Annotated in this window: 22 protein-coding genes and 1 tRNA gene; 12 read left to right on the top strand and 11 right to left on the bottom strand. The window is 60.1% G+C overall.

The window, feature by feature from the left end:
• Positions 1-25 precede the first annotated feature (25 nt).
• On the top strand, positions 26-1,177 hold the full coding sequence (locus BLR31_RS09355; protein ID WP_090595212.1) for a mandelate racemase/muconate lactonizing enzyme family protein: 1,152 nt from the start codon (positions 26-28) through the stop codon (positions 1,175-1,177).
• A 10-nt stretch (positions 1,178-1,187) separates the two neighbouring features.
• Here the strand turns inward: BLR31_RS09355 and BLR31_RS09360 are convergent, their stop codons facing one another.
• The 8 genes from BLR31_RS09360 to BLR31_RS09395 form a co-directional block, all read right to left on the bottom strand.
• Positions 1,188-2,057: an ABC transporter ATP-binding protein gene (locus BLR31_RS09360; protein WP_090595658.1), complete on the bottom strand. Its 870-nt coding sequence runs from the start codon at positions 2,055-2,057 to the stop codon at positions 1,188-1,190.
• A 41-nt stretch (positions 2,058-2,098) separates the two neighbouring features.
• Positions 2,099-3,133 (bottom strand): ABC transporter ATP-binding protein, encoded by a 1,035-nt coding sequence (locus tag BLR31_RS09365; RefSeq protein ID WP_090595215.1) that lies wholly within the window; start codon positions 3,131-3,133, stop codon positions 2,099-2,101.
• A 1-nt stretch (position 3,134) separates the two neighbouring features.
• Positions 3,135-3,995 carry an ABC transporter permease gene (locus BLR31_RS09370; RefSeq protein WP_090595217.1) on the bottom strand — a complete coding sequence of 287 codons (861 nt, stop codon included), beginning with the start codon at positions 3,993-3,995 and terminating at the stop codon, positions 3,135-3,137.
• A gap of 3 nt (positions 3,996-3,998) precedes the next feature.
• Positions 3,999-5,003: an ABC transporter permease gene (locus BLR31_RS09375; protein ID WP_090595220.1), complete on the bottom strand. Its 1,005-nt coding sequence runs from the start codon at positions 5,001-5,003 to the stop codon at positions 3,999-4,001.
• Positions 5,004-5,081: 78 nt separating this feature from the next.
• On the bottom strand, positions 5,082-6,989 hold the full coding sequence (locus BLR31_RS09380; RefSeq protein ID WP_090595223.1) for an ABC transporter substrate-binding protein: 1,908 nt from the start codon (positions 6,987-6,989) through the stop codon (positions 5,082-5,084).
• Positions 6,990-7,111: 122 nt separating this feature from the next.
• Positions 7,112-8,623, bottom strand: coding sequence for an arabinosylfuranosidase ArfA (arfA, locus tag BLR31_RS09385; protein WP_090595226.1), 1,512 nt, complete (start codon positions 8,621-8,623; stop codon positions 7,112-7,114).
• A 94-nt stretch (positions 8,624-8,717) separates the two neighbouring features.
• Positions 8,718-9,647 carry an ArsR/SmtB family transcription factor gene (locus tag BLR31_RS09390; protein ID WP_090595228.1) on the bottom strand — a complete coding sequence of 310 codons (930 nt, stop codon included), beginning with the start codon at positions 9,645-9,647 and terminating at the stop codon, positions 8,718-8,720.
• Between the two features lie 172 nt (positions 9,648-9,819).
• Positions 9,820-9,909: transfer RNA gene (locus BLR31_RS09395), tRNA-Ser, on the bottom strand.
• Between the two features lie 217 nt (positions 9,910-10,126).
• Here BLR31_RS09395 and BLR31_RS09400 point away from each other — a divergent pair.
• Together BLR31_RS09400 and BLR31_RS09405 are read left to right on the top strand one after the other, a co-directional pair.
• The gene (locus BLR31_RS09400; RefSeq protein WP_143009360.1) at positions 10,127-10,450 is read left to right on the top strand and encodes a hypothetical protein; all 324 of its coding nucleotides are present in this window, start codon (positions 10,127-10,129) and stop codon (positions 10,448-10,450) included.
• Positions 10,451-10,513: 63 nt separating this feature from the next.
• A complete protein-coding gene (locus BLR31_RS09405) occupies positions 10,514-11,104 on the top strand; it encodes a DUF2799 domain-containing protein (RefSeq protein WP_176762593.1) in 591 nt (196 codons plus the stop codon).
• A 39-nt stretch (positions 11,105-11,143) separates the two neighbouring features.
• Here the strand turns inward: BLR31_RS09405 and BLR31_RS09410 are convergent, their stop codons facing one another.
• Together BLR31_RS09410 and BLR31_RS09415 are read right to left on the bottom strand one after the other, a co-directional pair.
• Entirely contained in the window at positions 11,144-11,776 is a 633-nt protein-coding gene (locus BLR31_RS09410; RefSeq protein WP_090595660.1) for a peroxiredoxin, read from the bottom strand.
• A 174-nt stretch (positions 11,777-11,950) separates the two neighbouring features.
• Complete coding sequence (locus BLR31_RS09415) at positions 11,951-12,214, bottom strand: Rdx family protein (RefSeq protein WP_176762594.1); 264 nt, start codon at positions 12,212-12,214, stop codon at positions 11,951-11,953.
• Positions 12,215-12,371: 157 nt separating this feature from the next.
• On the opposite strand from BLR31_RS09415, the gene BLR31_RS09420 reads away from it, so the two are divergent.
• From BLR31_RS09420 to BLR31_RS09460, 9 genes are all read left to right on the top strand, one after another.
• Positions 12,372-13,322 (top strand): sugar-binding transcriptional regulator, encoded by a 951-nt coding sequence (locus BLR31_RS09420; protein WP_090595237.1) that lies wholly within the window; start codon positions 12,372-12,374, stop codon positions 13,320-13,322.
• Positions 13,323-13,531: 209 nt separating this feature from the next.
• Positions 13,532-14,845: an ABC transporter substrate-binding protein gene (locus BLR31_RS09425; protein ID WP_090595664.1), complete on the top strand. Its 1,314-nt coding sequence runs from the start codon at positions 13,532-13,534 to the stop codon at positions 14,843-14,845.
• A gap of 304 nt (positions 14,846-15,149) precedes the next feature.
• On the top strand, positions 15,150-16,022 hold the full coding sequence (locus tag BLR31_RS09430; RefSeq protein WP_090595241.1) for a carbohydrate ABC transporter permease: 873 nt from the start codon (positions 15,150-15,152) through the stop codon (positions 16,020-16,022).
• 4 nt (positions 16,023-16,026) lie between these two features.
• Positions 16,027-16,857: a carbohydrate ABC transporter permease gene (locus BLR31_RS09435; RefSeq protein WP_090595244.1), complete on the top strand. Its 831-nt coding sequence runs from the start codon at positions 16,027-16,029 to the stop codon at positions 16,855-16,857.
• 18 nt (positions 16,858-16,875) lie between these two features.
• A complete protein-coding gene (locus BLR31_RS09440) occupies positions 16,876-17,874 on the top strand; it encodes an ABC transporter ATP-binding protein (protein ID WP_090595247.1) in 999 nt (332 codons plus the stop codon).
• A gap of 199 nt (positions 17,875-18,073) precedes the next feature.
• The gene (locus tag BLR31_RS09445; protein WP_090595250.1) at positions 18,074-19,549 is read left to right on the top strand and encodes a mannitol dehydrogenase family protein; all 1,476 of its coding nucleotides are present in this window, start codon (positions 18,074-18,076) and stop codon (positions 19,547-19,549) included.
• Positions 19,549-20,268 carry an HAD family hydrolase gene (locus BLR31_RS09450; RefSeq protein ID WP_090595253.1) on the top strand — a complete coding sequence of 240 codons (720 nt, stop codon included), beginning with the start codon at positions 19,549-19,551 and terminating at the stop codon, positions 20,266-20,268. The genes BLR31_RS09445 and BLR31_RS09450 overlap by 1 nt, the downstream gene beginning before the upstream one ends.
• Before the next feature lie 12 nt (positions 20,269-20,280).
• Positions 20,281-21,861, top strand: coding sequence for an FGGY-family carbohydrate kinase (locus BLR31_RS09455; protein ID WP_090595256.1), 1,581 nt, complete (start codon positions 20,281-20,283; stop codon positions 21,859-21,861).
• 93 nt (positions 21,862-21,954) lie between these two features.
• Entirely contained in the window at positions 21,955-22,515 is a 561-nt protein-coding gene (locus BLR31_RS09460) for a dienelactone hydrolase family protein (RefSeq protein ID WP_090595259.1), read from the top strand.
• Between the two features lie 440 nt (positions 22,516-22,955).
• Here the strand turns inward: BLR31_RS09460 and BLR31_RS09465 are convergent, their stop codons facing one another.
• Positions 22,956-23,957 carry an ABC transporter ATP-binding protein gene (locus BLR31_RS09465; RefSeq protein ID WP_090595262.1) on the bottom strand — a complete coding sequence of 334 codons (1,002 nt, stop codon included), beginning with the start codon at positions 23,955-23,957 and terminating at the stop codon, positions 22,956-22,958.
• Positions 23,958-24,692 lie beyond the last annotated feature (735 nt).

Here is a 24,692-nt window from a genome sequence, read left to right on the forward strand (position 1 = left end):
AGACAAGAAGAACAGAACATCTGCGATGAAAATTACAGCCATCAAGACATACCCGGTTTGGGTCGGCGTGCGTAACCAACTGCTCGTAAAGGTCGAAACTGACGAAGGCATTTTTGGATGGGGCGAATCCGGCCTTTCATTCCGGGAAAAGGCGGTTGCTGGTGCCATTGAGCACTTCGCCGAGTTTCTCATCGGTCAGGACCCCATGCGCGCCGCTGGTATCTGGCAGGAATTGTATCGGAGCCAGTATTTCGAGGGCGGGCGCGTGCTCGCCGCTGCGATCTCGGCCATCGACATCGCATGCTACGATATCAAGGGCAAAGCGCTGGGCGTTCCGGTCTATCAACTCCTGGGCGGCCGTTCGCGGGACAAGGTGCCGGCCTTTGCGACAGTGCCTGCCGATCCAGGACCGGAAATGGTCGAAAAGGCCCGCATTGCATATGATGCAGGCTGGACATGCATTCGGCTCCTCGGCGGTTTTCAGGAGGCCGAGTCGGTCTTTGAACCCCGTGAATCGATTGCCGCAACTGTCGACTGGGTCCGGGCCGTCAGGGCCGAACTCGGCCATGACGCGATACTCGGTGTCGAGTACCACCACCGGCTGTCGGTCGCCGAAGCTGCGTCCTTCTGCCAAAAGCTGGGGTCGGGAACGCTCGACTTTATCGAAGAGCCTATTCGCGACGAGGCGCCGGGCGCCTACGAGGCCTTGCGCCGCATGACCGATGTCCCCTTTGCCATCGGCGAAGAGTTCTCATCGAAGTGGCAGTTCATGCCCTATATCGAGCGCGATATCATCCAGCACGCGCGCCTCGACATCTGCAACGTGGGCGGTTTCACCGAAGCGATGAAAGTGGCGGGATGGTGCGAAGCGCACTATGTCGATCTGATGCCGCACAATCCGCTCGGTCCCATCTGCACGGCCGCATCGGTGCATATGGCTGCGGTCATTCCCAATTTCTCCTGGCTCGAATGCCGTGCCAGTCCAGTGGAAGATCTTGGATTCGACAATCGGGAAATCTTTCCCGTCCAGGCCGATCTCGAAGGTAGCCACTACAAGGTGCCTGAAACACCGGGTCTCGGCGTCGAGGTCAACGAGGATTATCTCAAGGCAGCGGTCTTCAAATATTCCGAGCCGCCGCATCTGCGTCGCAAGGACGGCTCATTCACCAATTGGTAGGGCGCGGCGCCTAACGCGCCACGCGCACCAAGCGACCTCCGTCACGGGCGACCAGTTGTCCCTCGCCCGTGGCTTCCCAAGCCGCTTTTGCCATGCTCCGGTCAGCCGGTTCGAGTTTTCCCGAGCCGGCATCTTCGATCGACAAAACCGATTCCTTGAGCAGCCGCGAGTAGGCGTGCTCGGGCGCATCGAGCACCGGCCGGGCGGGGCCCATCTCGACCACATAGCCCTTCTGCATGATCATGATGCGATCGGAGATGTAATAGGCTGTCGCAAGATCGTGGGTGATGTAGATCACCGAGACGCCGAACTTGTCGCGTAGATCGCGCAAAAGGTTGACGATCGACATCCTCAATGACGCATCGACCATCGAAACGGGCTCGTCCGTAATCAGGAGAGCCGGCTCCGGGATCAGGGCGCGAGCGATCGCGACACGTTGCAATTGCCCGCCCGACAATTCATGCGCATAGCGGCCTTTGATTTCACGATAGCTCAGCCCGACCTTTTGCAGCGCGCCGTCCATTGCCGCTTCGATCTCGGCCTTGTCCTTAAGCCCGAGCAGCGTACGCGCAGTGGCTTCCAGATAGCGCTCGACCTGCTTGAGTGGATTAAACGCTTCGAACGGATTTTGAAACACCGGCTGAACGCGCCGCATGAAGCTCAGGCGTGCCGCCCTGTCTTTACGTTCCGCCGCGCTGACGCCTTCGAAATTGATATCGCCTTCGCTTGGCTCTTCAAGCCCCAGGATCATGCGCGCGAGCGTGGTTTTGCCCGAGCCTGACTCGCCGATGATCGTGAAGATTTCCGGCGTTCCGCTTTCCAGGGTGAAGCTCACATCAATGACGGCATCGACATGCTTGCGAGACAGAATGCCGCCCATGGCAAAACGCTTGGAGACGTTTCTGACGTCAAGAAGAGTGGTCAAAGCACTGCCTCCGCGCGATGCGAGATCGTGGTGAGCGGACGAACGTCATCGGCGCGCCAACATGCGCTGCGATGGCTTTCGCCGACCGTAGCGAGAGGCGGAACCTCAGTTTTGCACTTTTCGATCGCCAATGGGCACCTGGGGTGGAAGCGGCATCCGGGAGGGGGATCGGCGAGGTTGGGCGGGCGTCCCTCCAGCGCCGATTTTGCTGACGTGTCACCGATCCGCGGCAGGCTGCCGACCAGATGGGCGGTATAAGGATGTTTTGGGGCGGTAAACAGCGTGCGTGTGGGCCCCTCTTCAACAAGGCGTCCGGCGTAAACGATGCCGATGCGGTCCGCCATATTGGCATGGACGCTCATATCGTGCGTAACGAACACGACCGAAGAGCCCATCTGCTGCTGAACATTCCGGATCATCGCCAGAACGTCCTTTTGGACGACCACGTCGAGCGCTGTGGTCGGCTCGTCGGCGATTATGAATTCCGGCTGGCAGACAGTGGCCAGTGCAATCGTCACGCGCTGACGCATGCCGCCCGAGAGCTCGTGCGGATAGGCATTGAGCACATCCGGAGACAGGTTTAGGCGCTCAAGGTGTGCCTTGGTGCGCTCCCAGAAAATATTTTTCGGCACGCCCATGGGCCGAAGCGCGAAATCAGTGAAGCTGTGCTTGATGCGACGGACCGGATTGAGCACGCTCATCGAGCCCTGCATGATATAGGACAGATGCTTCCAGCGGATCGCGTCGACCTCTTCCTTGCGGGCCTTGTACGGGTCGATCTCCAGATCGCCGAAGCGGTAGGTAAGCGACCCATCTACCACCTTGAGCGGCGGTCTGATGGCCGCGGCAAGGACTTTGATCAGCGAGGTTTTGCCAGACGAACTCTCGCCGGCGATGCCGTAGATTTCGTTCCTGCGGATCGAGAGCGTAACGTCGTCGACTGCCCTGACTTCGCGTTCGATGCCGAAATAGGCCATCTGGTAGTAGGCCTTGAGCCCGCGGACCGTGAGGATGTCGTCGGTGTCGGCCATACTAGGCTCCTCCCATCCGCCGCAGGCGCGAGCGCGGATCGATATATTCGTTGAGCGAGACCGTAAGCAGGAACAGCCCGATGAACAGGGCCACGATCAGCACCACCGGGATCAGGATCCACCACCAGACACCCACGATCATCGCCGAATGGTTGTTGGCCCAATAGAGCGTCGTGCCGACGGTGGGTATGTTGAGGTTGGTGAACCCCAGAACGGCAAGCGTGACTTCCATTCCGATCGACCAGATCATGTTGGCAATTGCCGTCGAGAGCACGATCGGCATGACGTAGGGCAAATGCTCTTCGAACATGATCTTGCGCGGCGACATCCCCGAAAACGTGGCATGGCGTGTGAATTCGCGATGGCGAAGGCCGAGCGAAACCGAGCGGATCAGCCGCGCATCGAAGGGCCAACCCAAACACCCCATGATCAGCGCCAAGGTGAACATGTCGAGATTGCTGCGCAGAACGAAGTAGACGAGGATCAGGAGCGGGAAGATGGGAAGCGATACGAAGATATCGTTGAAAAACATCAGGACGCGATCGACCCATCCGCCCAGATACCCCGCCAGCAATCCCACCGTGATGGAAATGATCCGGCTAATGATTGCCACTAGCACGCCGAAGGTCAGCGTGTTGCGGAAAGCATAGCTGAGTTGCCAGAACAAATCCTGTCCACGCGAATTGGTACCGAACCAATAGGTCATCGACGGCGGCATGTCGGGCGGCACCGTATAGATCATCGTCGGCGCGACAGGCGCAAAAAAACTGGCCAGAGCGAAGAGCGTGATGATGCCGACCAGCAAACAACCGATGGCAAACTCGATATTGTAGCGCGTGAGATCTCTGATGACTGCGAACATCGGCTATTTGACCTTTACGCGCGGATCGAGCAGGGGATGGAGTAGGTCGATCACAAAGATTGCGCTGGCCACCGCGACGACGGCAATCGATGACACCGCCAAAACCAGCGTCGTATCGCCGGCATTGACCGCGCTGACCAGCAAGGCGCCCAACCCTGGATAGGCAAAGACCTGTTCGGTGATGATCGTGCCGGAGAAAATGCCGCCGAGCGCCATGGCAAGCCCGGTCAGCTGCGGTACCATCGCGTTGCGGATGACATAGAAAAACACTACCCGCTCGGTTTTGACCCCGGCCAGTTCAGCGTAGGTGACATAATCTTCGGTCACGATATTGGACACCATTGCCCGCATGCCGAGGAACGAGATGCCAAGACCCACGATCACCAGCGAGGCCGCGGGCAAGATCGAATGGTGGATGACCGATGCGATGAATTCGAAGGTGAAGCCGGGGCGAACGTTAATCGAGAAACCGCCCGATATCGGCATCACCGGCCAGAAATACCCAAACAGCAACACCAGCAAAAACGCGACGATATAATAAGGGATAGGCTGGACGCCCATGGCGACGACGCCAAACGCCTTGAGGAAGCGGTTGTTCTGGTAGTAGCCACCCAGTCCGCCCAAAATATTCCCGATCGTCCAGCTGATCAGGATCGAGGTCATCAAAAGACCGACGGTCCAGGGCAGGGCGCGCATGACGAGGTTCATGGCCGGCGTTGGAAAGGCCAGCAGCGAAGGGCCAAGATCGCCGACGAGGAACCGGGTCCAGAAGTTGAAGTATTTGATGTGCAGCGGAAGGTCGGTCCCAAACAGCGCGGACAGCGACTCGCGTAGTTCCATGATTGCGAGGGGGCTGACGCTGGCCTGAGCCGCGACGCGATTGACGATCATATCGACGGGTGAAATCGGGGAGAGGTGCGTGATAAAGAACGCGGCCGAAATCCCTGCGAAAACGACGGCGGCCAATTGTAAAAGCCGCTTGAGTACGAACGTAAGATAGTCGCGCATGCTTGAGACCTGTGTCCCCTTTGAACGCGAGAAGCTGGCACCCGTTTTCGGAACAGGCGCCAGCTCTCTTGGGAGGATTTACTGTGTGGGCTCTAGCTGGGTGAAGATATAGCGCGAGTTCGCCCAGTTCGTGACAGGATTGGCATAGGGCCGCTCCACCGCATCGGGAAAGCCGGTCCAGTAGCGTTCGGAATATGCTGCGAACACGTTGTAGGACATCATCGGGATGATCGGCATTTCATCGACCATGAGACGGACGAAATCGTACCCGAGCTCAAGGTTTTCTTCCGTGCCGAATTCGGTGACCCGCATTTCATCGATGATCCTGTCCAGTTCGGGATGCTCGAAGCGCTGGAAGTTACGGGCCGGCTGACGTTCGCCGGGCGGGACAATGAACTCGGAGTGCCAGCTGTCGAGGAAGAATGACAGATCCGGATCCCCACCCCAGGACTCGATGGTCCAGGACGTGACGGCTTCGAAATCACCAAGATTGAGTGTCGTACCGAAAATCACCGGGTCGACTTCTGCGGTGACGTTGACGCCGGCTTGGCTCCACTGCTGCGCAGCCATTGTGCCGAAGCGGTTGATGACGCCTGTCTCGGCGGTCTTGAGCGTGAACTCGAACCGTTCGCCATCTGGTTTGTACCAGTCATTGCCCTGCCGGGTGAAACCGGCATCTTCCAGAAGTTCAGCGGCGGCATCGAGATTTTGTCCCCACCAGCCATAACCGAAGGCCTGACGGATTTCGCTTTCATCGGTGGGTACGGCATCGCCGAACTGCGGGCGCACCATTTCAGCGACCTGAAGTCCGACATCGGGGTCGTAGGGGTTGATGACAGATGAACCCGTGTCGAGCTCGTAGTCGATCAGCCACTCCTGAAGCGGAGCGTGGTAGTCTTGAAGATGCGTTCCGGTGGGCGGAATTGCGATCGGCGAAAGTGTTGCCGCACCGCGATACGAGGCCATCGAAATCTGCCGCGCATCGAGCATGAGCGCAAGCGCCCAGCGGACCCGACGATCCTGGAACAGCTCGTCCTGGTTGTTAAAGATGATGGCGGGCAGGGTGGGATCGGGATGGGCATAGGGAAATCCGGGGAACCAGCCGCGCGCCGTCTCGTCTTGATCGACCAGGCTGAACATGGCTTCTGGCGTCAGATCGTGGATCATATCCAGATTGCCGTTCACCATCTCGATCAGGCGGTTGTCGATATTGGGGATCGAACGATAGATGATGTATTGCGGGCCGGGTTCGCCATATTCGGCCACCGATGTGCGCTCCCAATCCTCGCGCTTTTCCCAGATGTACCAGGCACCGTTCGGATCATGGGAGTGGAGCGTATAAGGACCAAGGCCAACCGGCGGATTGAACGCGTTGGCGGTCGGGTCCTCAGACTGCTCGAAGATGTGCTTTGGCATGATCCAGGTCGCATTCCAGCGGACCGTGAACGTCGTATGGAACCGCGAATTGGGCTCGTTCAAATGGAAGACGACGGTATAGTCGTCGATGGCCTCTACGCTTTCCACGTTGCGATTGAGACCAGCCGCCGCGCCAAACGCGGAATTGCTCTTGAGGGTTTCAACCGTATAGACAACGTCGGCCGAGGTAAATTCAACGCCATCCGACCAGTAGAGCCCCTCGCGAAGGCGCACCGTCATCTCGGTGAAGTCTTCATTGTACTCCCATTGATCGGACGCCAGCGAATTGTAAAGAGACCCATCCAGCCCTGCATTGGGATCGATGTACCACAAAGTGTCCATCATCAATTGATGCAGACCGCTCGATTGGATGGCACCTGCGCCAGCAACCCAAATGTTGAACCATTCGGGATTGGCAGCGGGATTTTCCGGGTTGTGAACGATCAGGGTCTGTTCCCGGGGGAATTCGGTGATCGGCGGCAGTTCCGCCACCGCGTCCTGCGCGACCGCCGCACTACTTGCCATTGCGGCAAGCGCGACAGAGCCCAGAAGCGTCTTCCAGCTTTTCATAGTCTCCTCCCTTGATGAAGAAGTGCTCCTCCGCACTTCATAATGCATGCTAACGCAGCATCAATATCTGTCAACACATTATACGATATAAACCAGATATATGGATATATATGCCGGTACTTTTATCTGCCAAGCCGGATCATCTGGTACGAGTAAGGCGGCAATGATGCGGACAATTTTCCATCCTTGAGCTCCGCGCCATTTCCCTGCCGAGGGGCGACTTCGCTGGGGGCAGAGCGGGTATTTGACGCTTCCAGGTCATTATGCGTCATCACCTGATGGTCGATGACCTTGAGGCCCTCGAACCCTTCAAGCGTCGCATCGATATCAATGCTTTCGTCGGGATGGCGGTTGACAGCAAACAGCGTAACGGTCCCGTCGGTCTCGTTATGGACTGCCGAAATGTCGACGTAGGACACGTCCGAATAGGCGTCGCTGTCGTAAGTCGGGCAATCGATGACCAGGTTCAACGCTGTGCCGCGCCCGAACCGCGACGCGAAGTAATACGGATAATAGATCGTCTGCCGCCACGCCTCACCGCCACGTTCGGTCATGATGGGGGCGATCACATTCACGAGCTGCGCTATACAGGCGATCTTGACCACGTCGGCGCGCCTGATGAACGTGTTAATGACAAGCCCAACCTGCAGCACGTCCTCAAAATTATAAATGTCCTCGAGCAGCGCCGGCGCATGCGGCCATCCATCGCCGCCTTCGAGAATCTGCCGGTCCTGCTGGCTTGAGTGATACCAGACATTCCATTCATCAAATGAAATATAGATGTCCTTTTTCGACCGCCGCTTGGCCTTGATGAATTGGATGACGCCGGCCACCGTGTCGATATAGGCTTCGAGCTTGTGCGTCAGGGCCAGGTAATTGCCTGTCTTTTTCTCATGATTGGCGAAGTACATGTGGAGCGAGATATAATCGACCACATCATAAGTGTGCTCGAGAACGGTCGCCTCCCAATCGGGATAGGTCGGCATGCCCGAATGGCTCGATCCGCACACGACGAGTTCTAGCTTGGGATCGAATGCGCGGATCGCCTTCGCCGTTTCCGCCGCTAACCGCCCATATTCGGCGGCATCCTTGTGCCCGATCTGCCAGGGGCCATCCATCTCGTTACCAAGACACCAGAGCTTGACGTCCCAAGGCTCTTCCTTGCCGTTCTTTTTGCGCAGATCGCTCCAATAGGTGCCGCCGGGATGGTTGACGTACTCGACGAAATTGCGAGCCGCGTCGAGGCCACGCGAGCCAAGATTGACGGCCAACATCATCTCGGTACCAACGCTTTCACACCAGTCGGCAAATTCGTGGATGCCCACTTCATTGCTCTCGGACGTGTGCCAGGCGAGATCGAGCCGTACAGGTCGATCCTCCTTGGGGCCGATTCCGTCTTCCCAATTGTAAGCAGAAACGAAATTGCCGCCCGGATACCGAACGACGGGCACGTCGAGCTCCTTCACGAGATCGATCACGTCCTTGCGCATGCCATTTTCATCGGCAGAGGGATGGTCCGGCTCGTAAATTCCCGAATAGATGGCGCGTCCGAGATGCTCGAGGAACGCGCCATAAATGCGCTCATCGATGTCGCTAATAGTAAAGTCGCGATGGATGGTGACCGTCGCCCGCATATCTTCCTCCCTTAAATCCATATATTCGGATTTGTATCGGAAAACATGATTGTTAAGCGCTGGCTTGTCAACGCTTAGTCACATCGGACGGTGATCAACGCGCTGTCAGGATCCGCATGATGATATCCTGATCGTAATTGCCAAAGCCACGGCCGAAAATATTGATCCCGCCGGGATGGCGCGCGTCTTCCCTAATGCCGATCCGCATGCGGATGGAGTGATGGGCGTTAAGGTCCAAGTCCTTGAGACTTATGGATGAAATTTTGACGCCATCAACGAAGCTTCCGGTGCCGTTAACCCGGAATGTCTTGAGCTTGCCGTATTGCGATCCCTTGAGCTTCCACCAATCGGGGGTATAGACGCCGCGTTTGTCGCCGTAATCACCCGGCGAGGTCCAGGTGCCCACTTCGATGCCGTTGATCCACAGCGTGATATCGGACGGCCAATCGGCAGACGTTCCGGGCACTTCCGATGACAATTCCATCGAAAATTCGATCGCCTCGACATCGCTATTGGCCAGCTTGGCATTGTTGGGGAACTGATATTCGACATGCCCGCGCGTGAACCACGCCAAGCCCGCGCGCATCCGTTCGGGGTCGAGAAAGGTGTCGGGTACGTCGAGCAAGCCGACAACACCGTCTGGCGTACACAGGCCGCACGGCGCGACAACGTCGCAATTGGTATAAAGCCCTAGCGGCATTGCGACTTCGATCTGCCCCCCGCGTGCCGGGGCGATGTCGTCCTTGAAAGCAACTAGGATTTCATCGAAATTGGAGTGGCAAATTTTCTGGTTGCCCTTGCGCGCCTTGAGCACATCCGAACGGATCAGATTTGCGTCTTCCAAAATCGAAACGTTCGCCGACACCGTAGATTGCGGCAGCTCCAATATGCGAGCGATCTCATTGATGTTCTGGGACCCCGTGTCGTGAAGAAGCTTGAGAATTTTCACACGTACAGGCGAAGCCAACCCCCGCAGCACGTCAATTCCGTCCACGGGATCAACTACGAGAAAATTTCGAGCCATACAAAGTCAGCCTTCAACATCGGTGTGCGAGCTGTATCAGGTTTTTGGATAAAGTCCAATCGGACTGCTTGAGCCTGAAAATCGGCCTATACTACCCTGACCGTCAGCGAGGCTCAGTAAAATCCCAGTGCATATGACTGCGCTGGCGCGCCTTAGGGCTGGTCTGGGGAAATGGCGGAGAGAGAGGGATTCGAACCCTCGAGACGGTTCCCCGCCTACACACTTTCCAGGCGTGCGCCTTCGACCACTCGGCCACCTCTCCGCATAGGGTGCCCGATTAGACGGGTTTGGGGGCTGTGCCAAGGGGGAGGGAAGGAAAAATTGAGATTTGGCGCATCTTTTCGCGCGTTGATGCATTGGACTGACATATGGCTCGACTGATTAATCACTTTACGATGTGGTCGTTGCTAACAGCCGGGGGCTGGTGGTATAATCGTGCTGCGAGGCGATCGTCTCGTGGCGAGTAAAGAGTAGAGCGTATGCGCGCGATTTTTAGAGTTCTCGGGGCCGCCATGCTGGCCCTTGCCCTTATCCTTCTGGTCGCCGACGGCACAGCGATGCTGGCAGCCAATGGCTATGTCGCAACGCCCCTGGCCACGACGATCTCGAGCCTTCTGCCCGGCACCCTGGAATCGATCCAGATGTCTTTGCAGCAAAACATTCATCCGGTGTTCTGGGACCCGACGCTGACGACACTCTTGTCCTGGCCGGGCTGGGCGGTGATCGGCTTGATTGGCGTTCTGCTGGCCCTGCTCGGCCGTTCTCAGGCACGGCGCCAACTGGTCAGCATCGATCAGTTCTAGGCGCGATCGAGGCGTTGCCTCGCAGGCAGGCTAACCGCTATGGTGACGCGCGAGGTAAGCGTCATGAAAAACCTGGGGTTACTGTGTCTGGTGCTGCTGGTCGGTGCGGTTCTGGCCGCCTGCGCGTCCCTGTCTGAAGAGCAGTGCCAGTCGGGCGATTGGCGCACCATCGGGTTTAGCGATGGCGCTGAGGGCCGGCCGGCCGGCTATGTGACCAATCACAGCGAGGCGTGCTCGGAATATGGCATCGTCGTGGATCAAGCACTTTATGGCGATGGTCGCGTCGATGGGCTTCGAACCTATTGCAGGCTGGCGAACGCCGAGCGGCAGGGCCGGTCGGGCGAGCGGTATTATGGTGTCTGCGAGGGAGAATTGGGTGTCGCGTTTGCGCGAGTGCTGGCCGCTGGCCAGGACGTTTATGAGGCGCGAGCGGATATCAATTCGCTTGAAAGCGAGATCGATAGCGCCAATAGCAGGCTGCGGCGTGAGGGGCTGACGCCCGAACAGGTCGCGCAGATTCAGCGCGATCTCTTCGGCTTAAGGCTTGATCGCCAGTCGCTGCAGCGCAGCTTGCGTCTGGCCGAAATGAGGTTGCAATCGACGCGGCGCAATGAGGAAATCCGCCTCGCCCGATTGGGAAGTGCGGGCTATTGAAAACGCGACCGGACTGGCCGGTCGCGCGTTAAAATTAATCTAGAGACTGGGCTGTTTGACGATGCGCAGATAGGGGCGCACCTCGTTCCAGCCCTCGGGGAATTTTTCCTTGGCCTGCTCGTTGGAAACCGCCGGGACGATGATCACGTCCTCGCCATTCTTCCAGTTGACGGGCGTTGCGACCTGATGCTTGGCGGTCAATTGCAGGCTGTCGATAACCCGAAGGATCTCGTCGAAATTCCGGCCCGTGGAGGCGGGATATTCGAGCTTGAGCTTGACCTTCTTGTCCGGTCCGATGACGAAAACTGACCGCACGGTCAATGTGTTATCGGCATTGGGGTGGATCATGTCGTACTGCCGCGCAATCGAACCGTCGTCTGCGATCAGGGGGAAATTGAGCGCTGACCCCTGGGTGTCCTCGATGTCCTTGGCCCAGCCGGAATGTTCCTCGATCTTATCGACAGAAAGCCCTAAAACCTTGACGTCGCGCTTGTCGAATTCGGGTTTGAGCTTGGCTGTGTAGCCCAATTCGGTGGTGCAGACGGGGGTATAGTTCTTGGGGTGCGAAAACAGCACGGCCCAGTGACCGTCGATATAATCGTGAAAACGGATTTCGCCCTCAGTGGTCTGGGCGGTAAAATCTGGGGCGGTGTCGCCGAGAAGGATGGCCATGGGCATAATCTCCTTTTTGCGTTGCACAGCGGAAACCCGCTGGCAGGAACGTCTGCCCCTAATATGGCCCCGATCGTTTTGCGATAAACCCTTGTAACGGGGAATGTTTTCACCAAACGAGCCGGTGATGCGCCATGCTATTCGCCAACCCGTGGAACGGGGAGCATGGGGCCATTATCGATCGATATGGCCCAGGTCGCGCTCGGGATCGATGACGTCGCGCACCAGTTTCTTGAGCGCCTTGACGTCAGGGAAACCACCATCGCGCTTGCGTTCCCACGCCAGGCGGCCGTCGATGGTGATCGTGAAAATCCCGCCCGTGCCGGGGATAAGTGTCACGCCACCGAGTTCGGTGCCGAAGGTCGAGAGCAGCTCCTGTGCCATCCAGCCCGACCGCAAGAGCCAGTTGCATTGCGTGCAGTAGGTGATGACGATCATAGGCGCTGTTTGCGGCACGGGGATAACTTTATGCGCGTGGACGACGCAGTAAGCTTGCCCTGTTGCATCTCCGACCGCAATCTCGGCACGCATCGTCCGGCTTTTCTTTTGGTCCCTCAATCGTATAACTAGGTCAAAGGGGGACAAGGGGAGAGCCATGCCGCGCCAGGACAATTCGCGCACCAAACTCGACGATGCCGCGCGGGCCGGCTGGCTCTATTATGTCGCGGGCAACACCCAGGACGAGATCGCAACCAAGCTCGGCGTGTCGCGCCAGAGCGCGCAACGTCTTGTTTCCCTTGCTATTTCCGAAAAGCTGATCAAGGTCCGGCTCGACCATCCAATCGCCGATTGTCTCGAATTGGCCGCGCGGCTCAAGGAGAAATTCGGCCTGCGGTTTGCCGAAATCGTGCCGTCGGACCCCGGCCATCCGGATGCGACATTGGGCGTGGCAGACGCGACGGCCGCCGAAATCGAAAAGGTTCTGGGCGCATCCGAGCCGATGATCATGGGCGTGGGGACAGGGCGCACGCTGAAGGCGGCAGTGGAACTGCTGCCCGAAATGGATTGTCCGCAACACAGAATCGTTTCACTGACCGGCAACATCGCCCCCGATGGTTCAGCGGCCTATTATAACGTGATCTTTTCCCTCGCGGATAAAGTAAAAGCGCCAAGTTTTCCAATGCCTTTGCCGGTTATTGCGGCGAGCGAGAAGGATAGGACGCTGCTGCACCAGCAGGTCGGAATCGAGAAAAATCTGGCGCTCGCGGCGGAGGCCGGGGTGTGGTTCGTGGGCATCGGCGACCTCGGTCCCAACGCGGCGCTTTATGAGGACGGGTTCCTGACGCGGGCCGAATTAAAGGCCCTGCAAAAGGCCGGTGCCGTGGGGGAATTACTGGGCTGGGCCTATGATTCTAAAGGGGAATTGGTCGCCGGCATGACCAATGAGCGTGTAGCTTCGGCGCCATTGCCATCGGCCCATCCGGCCCTGGTGATTGCTGCTGCACGAGGGCTCAATAAGGTCGAAGCGATCGGGGCTGCGCTGCGGCGCGGGCTGGTCAATGGGCTTATAACCGACGAAGATACCGCGGCAAAACTCCTCGCATAACCCTCCATATATGGTTCGAGATCGGCGATTGTGCGCGTGATCGACGGCGCTATTCGACAGTTGGCGACGGTCTCGTGCAAAACCTCACTTCAATTTTGGGCAATTTCCCAACCCTTGAGCAAAAGGGTATTGACTTTTTGCATGCGGGAGTGAGTAATTGCCCATGCGTATAGCAAATGCTCAATACGGAGCATGAGGGAGGATACCTTATGAAGTTACGCTCGATCATCATCGGGTCGGTGTCGCTGTTTGCCCTTGCGGCCGGCGCCCAGGCCCAGTCCCTGACGATTGCGACAGTCAACAATGGCGACATGATCCGCATGCAGGGCCTGTCGGATCGATTCACCGAAGAGACCGGCATCGCGCTCGAATGGGTGACGCTGGAAGAAAACGTGCTGCGTCAGCGCGTGACGACCGATATCGCCACCGGCGGCGGCCAGTACGACGTCATGACCATCGGCGCTTATGAAACCCCGATCTGGGCCGCCCAGGGTTGGCTCGCCCCGCTCGACAATCTCGGCGACGACTACAATGCCGACGATCTGATCCCAGCCGTGCGCGAAGCGCTGACGGTGGACGGTTCGCTCTATGCTGCGCCGTTCTATGCGGAAAGCGCCATGATCATGTACCGCACCGACCTTTTCGAAGAGGCCGGTCTGGAAATGCCAGAACAGCCCACATGGGAGTTCATCGGTGAAGCAGCCCGCGCGATCACCGACCGTGACAATGAAGTTTACGGCATCTGCCTGCGCGGCAAGGCCGGCTGGGGTGAGAACATGGCGTTCCTCACCGCACTTTCGAACTCGATGGGCGGCCGCTGGTTCGACGAGAACTGGGAACCCCAGTTCGATAGTCCCGAATGGAACGAAGCGCTCAATTTCTACGTCGACCTGATGACCGATGCTGGCCCTCCGGGTGCATCGTCCAACGGCTTCAATGAAAACCTCGCACTGTTCCAGCAGGGTAAATGCGGCATGTGGATGGACGCGACCGTCGCGGCATCCTTCGTCTCGAATCCCGATGACAGCCAGGTCGCAGACTCGGTCGGCTACGCGATGTTCCCGACCAAGGAAGGCCTGGACAATAATGGCAACTGGCTTTGGGTGTGGTCGCTGGCCGTACCGGCATCGAGCCAGAACGTAGATGAAGCTCAGCAGTTCATTTCGTGGGCCACCGATCAGGCCTATCTCGAAATGGTCGCCGAGGAAGAGGGCTGGGCGAACGTTCCTCCAGGAACCCGTACCTCGCTCTACCAAAACCAGGCCTATCTCGATGCGGCGCCGTTTGCCGACGAGACCCTGGCGGCGATTGAAGCAGCCAACACAACCAACTCCTCTGTGCAGGAAGTGCCCTATTCGGGCGGCCAGTTCGTAGCCATCCCTGAATTCCAGGGCATCGGTACGGCCGTGGGCCAGATCTTCTCGGCAGCACTCGCCGGCCAGACACCGGTCGACCAAGCTCTCGAGCAGGCCCAGCAGGTAACCCGCATGGAGATGGAACGCTCCGGTTACTACAATCAGTAACCTCCTCCCGGAAGGGCCGGCTTCTGCCGGCCCTTTTGAGGGTTGGGGCATGTGGCGGGCTGGGATCAAGCGCAGCTTGAGCCTTTCACCGCCGTTATCCCGGCCGCGAGCCGGGACCCAGTAAGCTCCGCTTCAGTGGAAAGAGCGCTGTCTTGGAGCGTACTGGATCCCGGGCCTTCGCCCGGGATGACAGGTTGGGGTTTGGCAGTCGATCGGGGTTGAGCGCGACCGCTACTTGCGACTTTTACAAACGAACTTCGTGACGGCAGCACAGGAACGGCGCCGATAGGGCGGGGAGAAGATCATGGCGACAGCGCAAACACAGACCGCGGCGCGGTTCATGATGGCTCCGGCTGTCCTCCTGCTTTTGGCGTGGATGATTATCCCGCTCTCGATGACGCTGTATTTCTCGTTCCAGCGCTACAATCTGCTGATGCCGGGGATGGAGTATTTCACCGGCTTCGACAATTACCGCTATTTCTTTGCCAATCCCAACTTCTGGGCCGCGCTGACCAATACGCTGGTGCTGGTGGGTGGAGTCCTCGCGATCACGCTGATCGGGGGCACGCTTTTGGCGCTGCTGCTCGACCAGCCCATGTTCGGGCAGGGGATCGTAAGGCTTTTGGTCATTGCGCCGTTCTTCGTGATGCCGACCGTTTCGGCGCTCGTGTGGAAGAACATGCTCATGCACCCGGTCAATGGGTTCTTTGCATGGCTGGCGCGGGTGTTCGGGTTCCAGCCCATCGACTGGTTTGCCCAGTTCCCGATGTTTTCGATCATCATGATCGTCGCCTGGCAATGGCTGCCCTTCGCAACGCTCATCTTGCTGACCGCGCTGCAATCGCTCGATGAGGAGCAGCGCGAGGCCGCGGGGATGGATGGGGCGGGGCCGCTGTCGCTGTTCTTCTATATCATCCTGCCGCACATCGCCCGGGCGCTGACCGTGGTGATGCTGATCCAGACGATTTTCCTTCTGTCGATCTTTGCCGAAATCCTGGTCACCACGAATGGCGGGCCGGGTGTGGCGACGACCAATCTGACCTTCCTTATCTACATGCAGTCGCTGCTGCAGTTCGACGTGGGGCTGGCCTCGGCGGGCGGCATCGTGGCCGTCATCCTCGCCAATATCGTTGCGATCTTCCTTCTGAGGATCGTGGGCAAGAATCTGGAGGCGTAGGACCATGGCACGCGCAATTTCCACACGCCGCAAGATCGGGTTCACGATCCTCGCCTGGGGTATCGGGTTGGTGATCTTCTTTCCCATCCTCTGGACGTTTTTGACCAGCTTCAAGCCCGAGGGACAGGCGATCGCCATCCCGCCACGGTTCTTCGATTTCGACTGGACGCTGGCCAATTACGAAACCGTTCAGTCGCGCTCGAACTATTTCCGGCACTTTTCCAATTCGGTGATCTCGGCGGTGGGCTCGACGCTTTTGGGGCTTTTGATCGCCATTCCCGCGGCCTGGGCCATGGCGTTTTCGCCGACCAAGCGCACCAAGGACGTGTTGATGTGGATGCTGTCCACAAAGATGCTGCCGGCGGTGGGCGTTCTGGTGCCGATCTATCTGATCTTCCGCGATCTGCGGCTGCTCGACACGCATCTGGGCATCATCGTGGTTCTGACCATGATCAATCTGCCGATCATCATCTGGATGCTGTTCACCTACTTCAAGGAAATCCCCGTCGATATCCTGGAGGCCGCGCGGATGGATGGCGCGAGCCTGCGCCAGGAGGTGGTCCATGTGCTCACCCCCATGGCGGTGCCCGGCATCGCGTCGACGCTGCTGCTCAACATCATCCTTGCCTGGAACGAGGCGTTCTGGACGCTGAACCTGACGACGACCAATGCGGCGCCGCTGACGGCCTTCATCGCGTCCTATTCCTCGCCCGAGGGGCTGTTCTGGGCAAAACTTTCGGCGGCCTCGATGATGGCGATCGCCCCGATCCTGATCATGGGCTGGTTCAGCCAGAAACAATTGGTGCGCGGACTGACGTTCGGCGCGGTGAAGTAGCAATCTCGGGAGAGACACATGGGTTCGATAACGCTCAAGAACGTCAAGAAGAGCTTTGGCGGCGTCACCGTCATCCCCGACATCTCGCTCGATATCGAGGACGGCCAGTTCGTCGTGTTCGTGGGGCCATCCGGGTGCGGCAAGTCCACGCTCTTGCGGCTGATCGCAGGGCTCGAGGACGTATCGGACGGCATGATCGCCATCGATGGCGAGGACATGACGAAAACCGCGCCGGCGCAGCGCAAGCTCTCGATGGTGTTCCAGTCCTACGCGCTCTATCCGCATATGAGCGTGCGCGGGAACATCGCGTTTCCGCTGAAGATGGAAAAGGCGCCCAAGGAAAAGATCGACGCGGCGGTCAATAACGCCGCTTCGATTCTGAACCTCACCGATTATCTCGATCGCAAGCCGCGCCAGCTTTCGGGCGGGCAGCGCCAGCGCGTCGCCATCGGGCGCGCCATCGTGCGCCAGCCCAAGGCGTTTTTGTTCGACGAGCCGCTCAGTAACCTCGACGCGGCGCTGCGCGTGGCGATGCGGCTGGAGATTTCAGAACTCCATAACAAGCTAAAAACCACCATGGTCTATGTGACCCACGACCAGGTGGAGGCCATGACAATGGCCGACAAGATCGTGGTGCTCAACGCGGGGCGGATCGAGCAATACGGTTCGCCGCTTGAGCTCTATCAGCGCCCGGCCAATAAATTCGTCGCCGGGTTCATCGGGTCGCCGAAAATGAATTTCGTCGAGGGTGCGGAGGCGCAAAAGCATGGCGCCCACAGCATCGGCGTGCGCCCCGAGCATCTGACGGTCTCGCGGGGGCCGGGCACGTGGTCGGGCGTGGTGAAGGTTTCAGAACATCTGGGGTCGGACACGTTCCTGCATGTGGATGTTGAGGGCGCGGGGACCATGACGACGCGGACCTCGGGGGACGTGGCATTCAAGCACGGCGAAACGGTTGGGCTGACCCCGGTCGAGGGGCGGGTGTACCGGTTCGATGCGCAGGGCATGGCGGTGTGATGAACCACGGACCCGGTGCGTTTGGCGGGCGGTGTTGCTGGATCCCGCGATGACGGTTGGGTGAGGTGGCGTTTGCGCCTCGCCACTGCCGTCATCCTGGCCTTGAGCCGGGATGCCCCAAGTCAGCCCGGCGTGACGTGGGAGGTGATGGGCGGCGGTGCCACCCAAAAATCGCTCAAAATATTTGGAAGCGGATATCATGACTATCAAGCTCTCGGCCCAATCCCTGACAGCACTGCCAGATACGGTTGCCAAACCCCGCTATACCCTTGCCGATCTCTCCGCCGGCATCGTTCATTTCGGCGTGGGGAATTTTCATCGGGCGCATCAGGCGGTTTATCTCGACGATCTGTTCAATCTCGGGGCCGACCATGATTGGGGGATCGTGGGGGCCGGGGTGCGGGACGCTGATGCGCAGATGAAGGCGATCCTCGGGCGCCAGGATTATCTCTCGACCATCGTCGAGCAGGAGGCGGGCGGGACGGGCGTGCGGGTGACCGCGCCGATGGTCGATTTTCTAGAGCCCGGCGACGCTGGGGCGATCATTGCGAAATTGGCCGATCCAGCCATCAGGATCGTGTCGCTGACCATCACCGAGGGCGGATATTACCTCGACGCGGCGGGAGCGTTTACCCAGACCCATCCCGATATCGTCGCCGATGCGGCCAATCCGGAGGCACCGAAAACCGTGTTCGGGCTGATCCTTGCCGGATTGAAGGCGCGCCGGGATGCGGGCGTCGCGCCGTTTACGGTGATGTGCTGCGATAATATTCCCCACAATGGCAAGGTGACGATGAACGCAATTGCCGGGCTGGCCGATCTGATCGATGCGGATCTGGCCGCATGGGTGCGCTCGTCGGTGGCGTTTCCCAATGGGATGGTGGACCGGATTACCCCGGCGACGTCGGACCGCGAGCGCAAGATGGTGGCCGAGGAATACGGCATCGAAGATGGCTGGCCGGTGTTCTGCGAGACCTTCAAGCAATGGGTGCTCGAAGACAATTTCCCCGCCGGGCGACCGGTGCTGGAAAAGGTGGGGGTGACGTTTGTCGACGACGTTTCGCCCTGGGAGCTGATGAAGATCCGGATCCTGAATGGCGGGCACGCGGCGATCGCCTATCCGGCGGCGCTGATGGATATCCATTTCGTCCATGAGGCGATGGAGCATCCCCTGATCGCTGCCTATCTCGAAAAGCTGACCAGGGACGAGATCATCCCCGTGGTGCCGCCGGTGCCCGATACCGATCTCGATGACTATCGCCGCCTGATCGCCGAGCGGTTCGCCAACCCCAAGATCGGCGATACCATCCAGAGGCTGTGCCTCGATGGCTCCAACCGGCAGCCCAAATTCATACTGCCCTCGGTCGAGGACCGGCTGAAGGCCGGCGCGTCGGTGACCGGATTGGCGCTGGTTTCGGCGTTCTGGGCGCGGTACTGCTATGGCGTGACCGATTCAGGCGCCAAGATCGCCCCCAACGATCCCAATTGGGACCGGTTGCAAAAGGCGGCGATTGTCGCCAAGGACGACCCGGAGGCGTATTTGCAGATGAAGGACATTTTTGGCGCTGCCGGCGAAAACCCGGCCTATGTCAAAGCCTTCACCCATGCGCTCAAGACCGTCTGGGACATCGGCGCGCGCGAGACGCTGACGCGGTATATCCAGAATACGCTTTGATGGCATTGGCACACGCGCACAAGATCGAAGCGAGTGGCGGCCCGGGGCTGGTGATTTTCGACTGTGATGGTGTGCTTGTCGATTCCGAGCCCATCGCCATAGACGTGCTGGTCGAAACTGTCGCGGCGCGCGGCGTGACGATCGGGACGGCGGCGGCCTATCGCGATTTTTTGGGGCGTACGCTCAAGACCGTTTCCGCATCGCTCCAGGCGCAATATGGCGTGGAGATGGACGAGGCAGCGCTCGCCGATATGCGGCACGCGCTCTATGGGCGCTATCAGCGGGCGCTTAAGCCCATGCCGGGCATCGGTGAGGTGATCGATTGCCTCGATATCCCCAGTTGCGTGGCCTCATCGAGCGTTTACGAGCGCATCGAGATCAGCCTCAAACTGACGGGGCTTTACGCGCGCTTTGCGCCCCACATCTATTCGGCGACCATGGTTGCGCGGGGCAAGCCGGCCCCCGATCTGTTTCTTTTTGCAGCGGAAAAGATGGGCGTTGCGCCGGCTGATTGCGTCGTGATCGAGGACAGCCCGGCGGGCGTTGAAGCCGCGCAGGCGGCGGGCATGGCGGTTTTTGCCTTTACCGGTGGCGGCCATGTCGGCCCGGCGGGGCTGGTCGATGCATTGACGGCGCTCGAGCCCGATTTGATGTTCGATGACTTGCGCCAATTGCCCGATCTTTTAAGGTCGTATCCCAAACGGAAACGATCGCGTTAGGCCAAAGCCCTTATGACCCCCCTCCTGGTTGCCGTCGATGTGGGCACGACGAGTGCACGGGCCGGAGTTTTGACGCGGGACGGCGCCGTTCTGGCGCGGGCCGAAGCGCCTATCGAGATTCGCCGCGAAGGGGCCGAGCGCGCAGAACACAAATCGGAAAACATCTGGGCGTCCGTTTGCCGGGCCGTAGCCGAGGCGATCGCCAAGGCTGGTGCAGACACTGAGACGATCGTCGGCATTGCGTTCGATGCCACATGCTCGCTGGTAGTGCGCGCAAAAGATGGCGCGCCGCTTGCCGTCGGGAGCGATGGCGACCCCGATTGGGACACCATCGTCTGGCTCGACCACCGGGCGCTGGCCGAGGCCGAAGAGGCGCGGGCGACGGGCCATCGGGTGCTCGATTTCGCCGGCGGGGCGCTGTCCCCGGAAATGGAAATTCCCAAACTCATGTGGCTCAAGCGCAATCTGCCCAAGACCTGGCAGCGCGCGGGATACATGTTCGACCTCGCCGATTTTTTAAGCTGGAAAGCGTGCGGCAGCCTCGAGCGCAGCCAATCGACGCTGACCAGCAAATGGAGCTTTCTCGCCCATGAGGCCGAGGGCTGGCCGGCCGATTTTCTGACCGCAATGGGGCTCGAGGATTTACGCGAGCGCGCCAGCTTGCCGCGGCATGCCTCGCCCATCGGGCATCCCCTCGGCACCCTGACGGCCAAGGCGGCGCGCGAGCTCGGCCTGCCCAAAACCGTTATCGTCGGCACCGGCATGGTGGACGCTCATGCCGGGGCGCTCGGGGTTCTGGGGGCCTTTGCCAACCAGCCCGAAACCATCGACAGGCATTTGGGCCTGATCGCGGGGACATCGAGCGCCGTTACTGCCCTCGCCACCGAGCCCCGCCCGGCCCCTGGTGTGTGGGGGCCCTATTTCGGGGCCGTGCTGCCTGGGATCTGGCTATCCGAAGGCGGGCAATCGGCGTCGGGTGCCGCACTCGATCACATCATTCGCGTGCATTCCTCGGGCGCGGCGCCAACGCCCCTGATGCATGCCGAAATCATCAACCGCATCACCCAATTGCGTAGCCAATGCGACGACCTTGCGCCGCGCCTGCACGTTCTGCCCGATTTTCACGGCAACCGTTCGCCCTTCGCCAACCCCAAGGCGCTGGGGGTGATTTCGGGCATGAGTCTCGATGCCTCGTTCGATGGGCTGTGCAAGCTGTATTGGCGCGGCGCGGTGGCCATCGCGCTGGGCGTGCGGCAGATCCTCGAAACGCTGAACGCAAGAGGTTATGCCATCGATACGCTGCATGTGACCGGCGGGCACACGCGCAATCCGCTGCTCATGGAGCTTTATGCCGACGCCACGGGCTGCACCGTGCACGAATTGCCCGATGCGGACGCGATGCTTTTGGGCACGGCGATGGCCGCGGCGACGGGGGCAGGGCTCTATCCAAGCCTTGCCGACGCGGCCACGGCCATGCGCCACGCCTCGGTGACGCGTGAGCCTGACCGCTCGCGCCGCGCGCTCTATGACAGGGATTATGCGGTGTTCTTGAAAATGCACGCACACCGGGCTGAAATCGAGGCGATGCTTTAGGCGGGCGGCGTGCGGGCGTGTGGAAAAACACCCGTCAAGCTTGACGGAACAAAATAAGAACGACATGATGGGTGCACAGAAGGAGACCCACGCATGGCCCATATCGTCTTGTTTCACTCCATTCTCGGCCTGCGCCCCGTAGAAGGTGAAATCGCCGCCGTTTTCGAGGCCGATGGCCATACCGTGAGCCTTCCCGATCTGTTCGGCGGACGCGCCGCCGACACCTACGAGGCCGGCTTTGCACAGCGTAAGGAGGTGGGCACCGAAGCCATTATGGAGCGGGCCAAGGCAGCCGTGGATGCGGCGCCGGCCGACGCCGTCTTGGCAGGTGTGTCCTTCGGGGCGGCGCTGATTGGGGAATTCTGGGGCGATCGGCCCGAAATGAAGGGTGCGCTTCTCTACGCGGGGATCACCGAATGGATGGACCCGCCGCGCCCAGGGCTCAAGGTTTCCGCCCATATCGCCAAACCCGATCCCTTCGACGACGAAGAGTATTTCGCCGACTGGGCGGCGCAGAAGGGCGAGGCGGACCTGAAAATGCACCGCTATGAAAACTGCGGCCATTATTTTCTCGACCCGAGCCTCGAAGATTACAATGAAGAGGCGGCAAGGCTATGCCTCGACCGGTCGCGGGCGTTCCTGAAGGGGCTGTGAGGGAGGGCGGTTGCAGTGCTGCACTGGGCCGCGGGAATAAATCCTGGGGTGACCCAAGGGGTGTAACCGGCCCGGGCGCTGGGCTTATCTGACGCTGCAGGCCCTTCACCCCGACCCTCTCCCCCGAGGGGAGAGGGGGTAAGGCTGGGGTAGTTTGTGGGCAGTGACTACCGTGGCGATCGGGAAACCCGTTGGCATGGAGGGGAGAGTGAGCACGTCCGCCCAAAGAAATGTCTCGGGCTGGGCCTTATCAGTGCCGCGTAGGTCTTCAGAGCGCTGATGTCGCTGGCGCCGCGGCGCCCATAGCCCTCGCCCCTCTGGGGAGACTTCAAGCCGTCCTTTGGCCAATCGTGCCGGTGGCACGATTGGCCAAAGGACGGGAGGCCGGTGAGGGGCCTTAAGCGGTCGTGTCGCCAGTCGGGGAGGCGGCTATAGGTCCCCTAGACGATGGCCTTGCCCTCGGCGTCGAAGCGGTGCTGCTTGGTCCTGTCGAAGCTGACGAAGACCCGGGAATCGGGGGCGAAATAATGCTCGCCGAACAGGCGCGCCGTAAGGAGACCGACCTTTTCGTTGCGCAGATAGAGATTGGTGTCGGCGCCCAATTGTTCGATATGGACGACGTCGCATGAGAGATCGCCAGACGTCGGCGAGACGCTGACGTGTTCGGGGCGCACGCCAATGGTTTTCGCACTGGTCTCGCCGAGCGCTGCGGCGTCGAGAAAGTTCATCTGCGGTGAGCCGATAAAACCGGCGACGAACATGTTGGCGGGACGATTGTAGAGATCCATAGGCGAGCCGATCTGTTCGATCCGGCCCGCATTCATGACGACGATCTTGTCGGCCAAGGTCATGGCCTCGACCTGGTCGTGGGTGACATAGACCATGGTGGCCGAAAGCTCGCGATGCAGGCGGGCAATCTCGAGCCGCGTGTTGACCCGCAGCGCGGCGTCGAGGTTCGATAGGGGTTCGTCAAAAAGGAAAAGCTTCGGCTTGCGCACCACGGCGCGCCCGATGGCGACGCGCTGGCGCTGCCCGCCGGAGAGTTCGGCCGGGCGGCGTTCGAGCAGCGGATCGAGGCCGAGCATTTTGCTGGCCACCCCGACCCGGTCCTCGATCTCGGACTTGGCGGCGCCCTCCTGCTTCATGGCAAGCGACATGTTGCCCTTGACGGTCAGGTGCGGATAGAGCGCGTAGGATTGGAACACCATGGCAATGCCGCGCTTGGCGGGCGGGGTGGTGTTGACCGGCTGGCCGGCAATCTTCACCGTGCCCGAACTTGCGTCCTCGAGCCCGGCGATGATGCGCAAAAGCGTCGACTTCCCGCAACCCGACGGCCCGACGAAAATCACGAACTCGCCGTCCTCGACCGTGAGGTCGATGCCGTGCAGGACATCGGTCGAACCGAAGGTTTTCTTGATGCCGTTCAGTTCAAGGGCATTCATGGGCAGCGGCCTTCCGGGGAGACGAGGATTGGGGTGTGGAGCGTTGACGGGGCCCCGCAAGCGCTGCGCGAGTGGCGACGGCGCATGGGCCCTCGGGTCAAGCCCGAGGGTGACGGTTGGAGGGCGTGGGGCGCCGGTGGGGACCGGCGCGCCGATGGTTTCGAGGTGGCGACGAACGGATGGGTAAAGAGTTGCTTGATGCAGGGTCGCGCTGTGCCATGGAGGCTGGTTGGTGCGTGTGCCACGCGCCTGCCGCTGCGGGACGGGTGTGTGAATGCCACGCGGGCCAACCCACCGTCGTCATCCCGGCCTTGAGCCAAGACCCAGTATGCTCGGACGTGGTGGTTGGAATGCACGTGGCGTCGGCGCGGGGCCGCCTTTGTGCAAGAGCTGCGGGCGCGGAGGATACTGGGGCCCGGGTCTTCGCCCGGGATGACGGTTTGAGATGGCGGCAGCGAAGGGACGAACGCGCAGGGGATGACGGTGGGGGAAATCGGGGGCGTTGGTGGGTTCCGGTCGGCGCTGGGCAAGCGGCGTGCGCGAATAGGCCCTCGGGTCGAACCCGAGGGTGACGGTTTGGGAGTGCGAAACGTTGCTGAGGACTGGGGCGCTGCGGCCAACCCACCGTCGTCATCCCGGCCTCGAGCCGGAACCCAGTATGCTCGGGCGTGCTGGTTGGAATGCACGTGGCGTCGGCGCGGGGCCGCCTTTGTGCAAGAGCTGCGGGCGCGGAGG

The organism is Pelagibacterium luteolum (assembly GCF_900100665.1).
In the GTDB taxonomy this organism is placed as follows: domain Bacteria; phylum Pseudomonadota; class Alphaproteobacteria; order Rhizobiales; family Devosiaceae; genus Pelagibacterium; species Pelagibacterium luteolum.